The following is a 4,631-nucleotide window of genomic DNA, read 5'->3' on the forward strand; positions in this document are numbered from 1 at the left end:
GCATACACATCGACACGCGGCAGGTAGCCGGCCTTGGCCTCGCGCACGTCCTGCTCGATGGCCCGCGCGTCGTCCTGCGTGACCAACACGTCCGGGTTGTGCACGATGGCTTTATGGATGGAATCGGACAGGTCGCCAGCCATGACCGGCGAACCGACCAACGAAAGCGCCCCTAGCAACGCCGCTGAACGAACAGTTTTCATGACTGTACCCCTTATGTTGTTGACGGGGCATCAACCCCACCCTGAGTGCCAAGCCGGTTGAGTATATGAAGAAGCCTGGAACAAAAGCTATCAAAAGATTGTGTATTGGGACACTCGACGGCGATCCGCGCGGGTGCGCTCCCGGTACTTTCGCCGCCCTGCAAGCCGGTCTTGCTGCCGCCGGCAGCCACCGATCGTGCCGGCCGATCCTGTGGCAGGCGGGCAAAGCGTGCCAGGTGCTTCGCCGCGTAGGGCGTCGCCATTCCCAGGATGTGGCGCGCCATTTTCACGCGCCAACTCGGCGCGCAGCCGGGCAAGCCCCATCTGTTCGCTCCCCGGCGGGCTGCTCGCTCCGCCCAGCCGACCCTGCTGCTCGGCCTTGATCCAGTTGTGCAACTGGATCCTCGGTCAGGCCGTTCGGACCGGTGCAAAGATCTGCGGAATGTCGCAAAGACGGATTCATGAGTCGACCACTTCCGCAGCGATCCGGTAACCCATCGCCCGGTACCCGCGCCGGCGCTTGTCCCACATTCGGAACAATGCCGGGTGGCCGGTGTCGACGAAATCGATGATTCGAACCCCGGTCTTGGAGACGTGCTCCCGGTGCAGGCGGCCGGCATACTGCTGCAGCGTTCCCTTCCAGGAAACCGGCATCGCCAGTACCAGGGTATCGAGCGGGGGATGGTCGAAGCCCTCACCGACCAGCTTGCCAATCGCCAGCAAGATGCGCGGCGCGTCGGGCGACAAGGCATCCAATTGGGCAATGAGGGCGCCTCGCTGCTTCTTCGAGATTCGGCCGTGTAACACGAACGGGCCCGGCTCATGCCCATCCAGCGCAGCGCGAATGGCGTCGAGATGCTCGGTCCGCTCGGTAAGCACCAGTACCTTGCGGCCCTGTGCGAACGCGCCCTGAATTTCTGCTGCGATCGCGCTGGTGCGGTCCTGATCATTGGCCAGGTGGCGGAGCACATCCTGAATTCCGGCTTCGGATGGCAGATCGATCCGTGCGAAGCGTGACCGCGGCACGACTTCCAAATCCTGGGGAGCACCGGCGGGCTTAGCCGCCGTGTGGCGGATCGGCCCGCACTGCATGAAGATGATCGGCTGCTGGCCATCGCGGCGGATCGGTGTTGCCGTCAGGCCGAGCACGTATTTCGCCCTGGTTCTCTTCAGGATGGCATCGAAGGACACGGCACCAACGTGATGGCACTCGTCGACAATCACCTGCCCGTAGTCCTCCACCAGCGGGTTCACTTCGCCTTGGCGGGACAAGGACTGCATCACCGCAATATCGATCCTGCCTGTAGGCCGGGCCTTGCCGCCACCGATGGTGCCGACTACCCCCTTGCCGACGCCAAGAAAGGCCTGCAGGCGTTCCTGCCATTGCTTGAGCAGTTCGGTGCGATGCACCAGGACCAAAGTGTTCACTCTCCGCCGCGCAATCATCGCAGCGGCCGTCACGGTCTTGCCGAATGCGGTCGGCGCGTAGAGCACGCCGGCATCGTGTTGCAGCATCGCCGAGACAGCTGTCTCCTGGTCAATGCGCAGCGTACCGACGAAGGCGACGTCCAGAGGTGTACCGTCGAAACGCTCGTCCTTCAGATCGCAGGCGATGTCATTGTCGCGGAGCAATGACAGGGCAGCGTCCAAGCAGCCACGAGGCAGAGCGATGTGCTGAGGATAGTTCTCAGCGCAGCCGACGACGCGCGGCTTGTCCCACACCGACATCCGCATCGCCTGGGCCTTATAGAACTCGGGGTTCTGAAAGGCCGCCAGGCGGATAAGGCGGTTGGCCAGCGCCTGCGGCAACTGCGCCTTCTCAAAGTAAATCAGGTTGGCCACGGTGACCGTCAGCGAGCGGGGCATGGTCCCCGCCAACTTCTTCGGAGCAGAACTCTCGCGTTTCCAGGGCATCGCCAAATCTTCATCAGCGATGAAGGTAACGTCCAAGGGGTGGACGCCACCCGTGGCCCGCAGGATGGTTGGCTCGATATCGAATACTGCCATCGGCTGGATGGAAGCCAGGAAGGCCCATTGATCCGCATAGGGACACAGGTCAGCATCGACGAACACGCTGAAACCCATCTCCCTCGGCACCTTTTGCAGCGGCAAGGCAATCAGGTTGCCGAAGCCGCCCTTGGGCATCGTGTCCTGGTTGGGGAACAACCGGTCGTAGGAGCTGAGGTGGAGCTGCCGCGTGCGTGCGCAGGTAGGGCTGATGATGGCCGTGCCCAGCCGTCGGGCATCACGGGCCGAGACACGGCCGGCGAAGAACACCCATGCGTGTGCGCCTTTACCCGAGCGCGAAATTTCCAGCGCGGCCGGTACGCCGAGCTCGTCGCAGGACTGCATGAACGCTCGCGCATCTTCCCACCATTCCGCCTCGTCGAAATCGACAGCCAGGAAGTAGCAGCTGTCGTCCTCCATCAGCGGATAGACGCCGACCGTATGCTCACCGGCCAGATGGTTGTAGATCACCGCGTCCGACAGCGGGATCAGAAGGCGATTGCTGCAATCGCCGCACTTGATGCGCGGCTTCTCGCACACGCCAGCGCGCCACTCATTCGCGCACGCCGGCGCGTAGCCCGACTTGCCCGTGCTCTTGCTCTCCCAACGGACGGGGTAGACGTCGGTGCGACCACGGAACAGTCGGCGAAACAGCGCAACCTTTTCGTCAGTGGACAGCCTGGAGGGTTCCGCTGGCGGCGTCGCAGGCTGTAGCGTTGGACGCCACTCGATGCCGTGCGATTCGAGCAGCGCGATCAGGCGCGTGTTCTCGGCTCGCAGTGCAGCCAGTTCATCGCGATCTGCCATCAAACCCGAACTCTGCAAAGAGATCGTCCATGTCGTCGCCGACGCCATAGCCGCAGTTATGGCTGATGTTACGCACGGCATCCAGGCGCGCCGTCAGCGCGGAGCGGAAATGGTGAGGCAACGCATCGATGGTCTTCAGCGCCTGCCCGAACATCCGCACCAGCGCGTCACAGTAACCCTCGTCCTGCAAGCCGACATCATTGCTGAAGCCGGCTGCGAGCTCACAGTAGAACACCATGAGTTCAGCTAACCCTTCCGGCTGGCCGATGGCCTTCTTGTAGTCCGAGATGGCTTTCTTGGCCTTGGCCACCGAAGTGTCCTGGTGCTTGACCACATCCGGCCAGAGCCAGCGGTCTATCGTGGCATTGTATGGCTTCAGCACGTCGCCGAGCGCAAAGCGCGCGTGCAGGAAGGTCTGGTTATTCTTGCTGGCCGCGTACAGGTCATGCACCAGGCCAATCAGGGCGGCACGGTCGAAGTCGCCCAGCTTGGCTTTGACATCGCTCCAATTGGGCGCGACTTTCTTCGTAGCCACCCGACCTATTCCTTATCGCTGTCTGGTGGGCTGGCAGCCTCGATCTGCCTGAGCACCCGGTCAAAGTCGCTTTCGAACAGTCGGTCCTGCACGATCCGATACTTCTCGAATTCGCTCTCCGCGTGCGCCTTGGCGATTTCCGCCGTGACCTTGCCTGCGTCCTGCAACACTTCCCGGTCCGTGGCCTCGATGAAGCGGTTCAGTCGCGTTTCCCAATCCTGCATGGTCATGGGGATCTTGCGCTGCGCCATGTCCTCGGCCACATCCAGATAGGCGTTGACCAGGCGGGAGAGTTGCGCCATTTCGTGCTCGGTGAGGTAGTTCTTGGCCACCACCACATCGAACTTCTGGATCTTGCCGCTGGGCGCATCCTTCCACGAGGTCAGCCCCATGTGGTCCTTGCCGGCATCTGCACGCTGGTAGATGACCTCGGCCGCCGTCTGGCCATGGATTGCCCAATGCAGCTTGTTTTGCACCGTGGCGAAAAAACGCTTGGTGGCCTGCGCCGTCACGTCGTAGTCGATTGCCGTGGCGTAGATGTCGGTGATCTTCTGGTAGAACTTGCGCTCCGAGAGGCGAATCTCCCGGATGCGCTGCAGCTGCTCTTCGAAATACTGCTCGGTGAGGATGGAGCCGCCCGCCTTGATGCGCTCATCGTCCATTACGTAGGCCTTGATGGTGAACTGCTCGATGATCCCGGTGGCCCACTTGCGGAACTGCACTGCGCGCTCGGAATTGACCTTGTAGCCCACGGCGATAATGGCGGGGAGCTTGTAGTGCAGGGTGTTGTAGCTTTTGCCGTCGGAGGCAGTTATCCGGAATTTCCGGATAACTGAATCTTCCTGCAACTCGCTGTCTGCAAAGATTTTTTTCAGGTGTTCATTCACCGTCCGCACGTTCACGTCGTAAAGCACCCCCATCATCTTCTGGGTCAGCCAGATACTCTCGTCGGCATAGACGGCCTCAACGCCACCGCCACCGCCACCGGTGGCCGCCACAAAGGTCAGGTACTCGGCCGCCGACGAGCGGACAAGGGACACCTCTTTTTTCTTGGGAACTTGCGATGGATTCTTCTTGGT

The 4,631-nt window shown here is 61.8% G+C and carries 4 protein-coding genes; all 4 read right to left on the bottom strand.

Annotated elements, in window-relative coordinates; translation table 11 throughout:
- Nucleotides 1-203 (bottom strand): TolC family protein (locus tag WA157_RS16380; RefSeq protein WP_422621977.1); only part of this gene is annotated, 203 nt, incomplete at its 3' end.
- 459 nt (nucleotides 204-662) lie between these two features.
- Nucleotides 663-3,017: a TOTE conflict system archaeo-eukaryotic primase domain-containing protein gene (locus tag WA157_RS16385; RefSeq protein ID WP_422621978.1), complete on the bottom strand. Its 2,355-nt coding sequence runs from the start codon at nucleotides 3,015-3,017 to the stop codon at nucleotides 663-665.
- On the bottom strand, nucleotides 3,001-3,552 hold the full coding sequence (locus WA157_RS16390) for a hypothetical protein (RefSeq protein WP_422621979.1): 552 nt from the start codon (nucleotides 3,550-3,552) through the stop codon (nucleotides 3,001-3,003). The genes WA157_RS16385 and WA157_RS16390 overlap by 17 nt, the downstream gene beginning before the upstream one ends.
- A 5-nt stretch (nucleotides 3,553-3,557) precedes the next feature.
- Nucleotides 3,558-4,631, bottom strand: a 1,074-nt coding sequence (locus WA157_RS16395; RefSeq protein ID WP_422621980.1) for a virulence RhuM family protein, incomplete at its 5' end; no start/stop codon positions are given.

Source organism: Rhodoferax ferrireducens, assembly GCF_049302455.1.
GTDB lineage: Bacteria > Pseudomonadota > Gammaproteobacteria > Burkholderiales > Burkholderiaceae_C > Rhodoferax > Rhodoferax ferrireducens_B.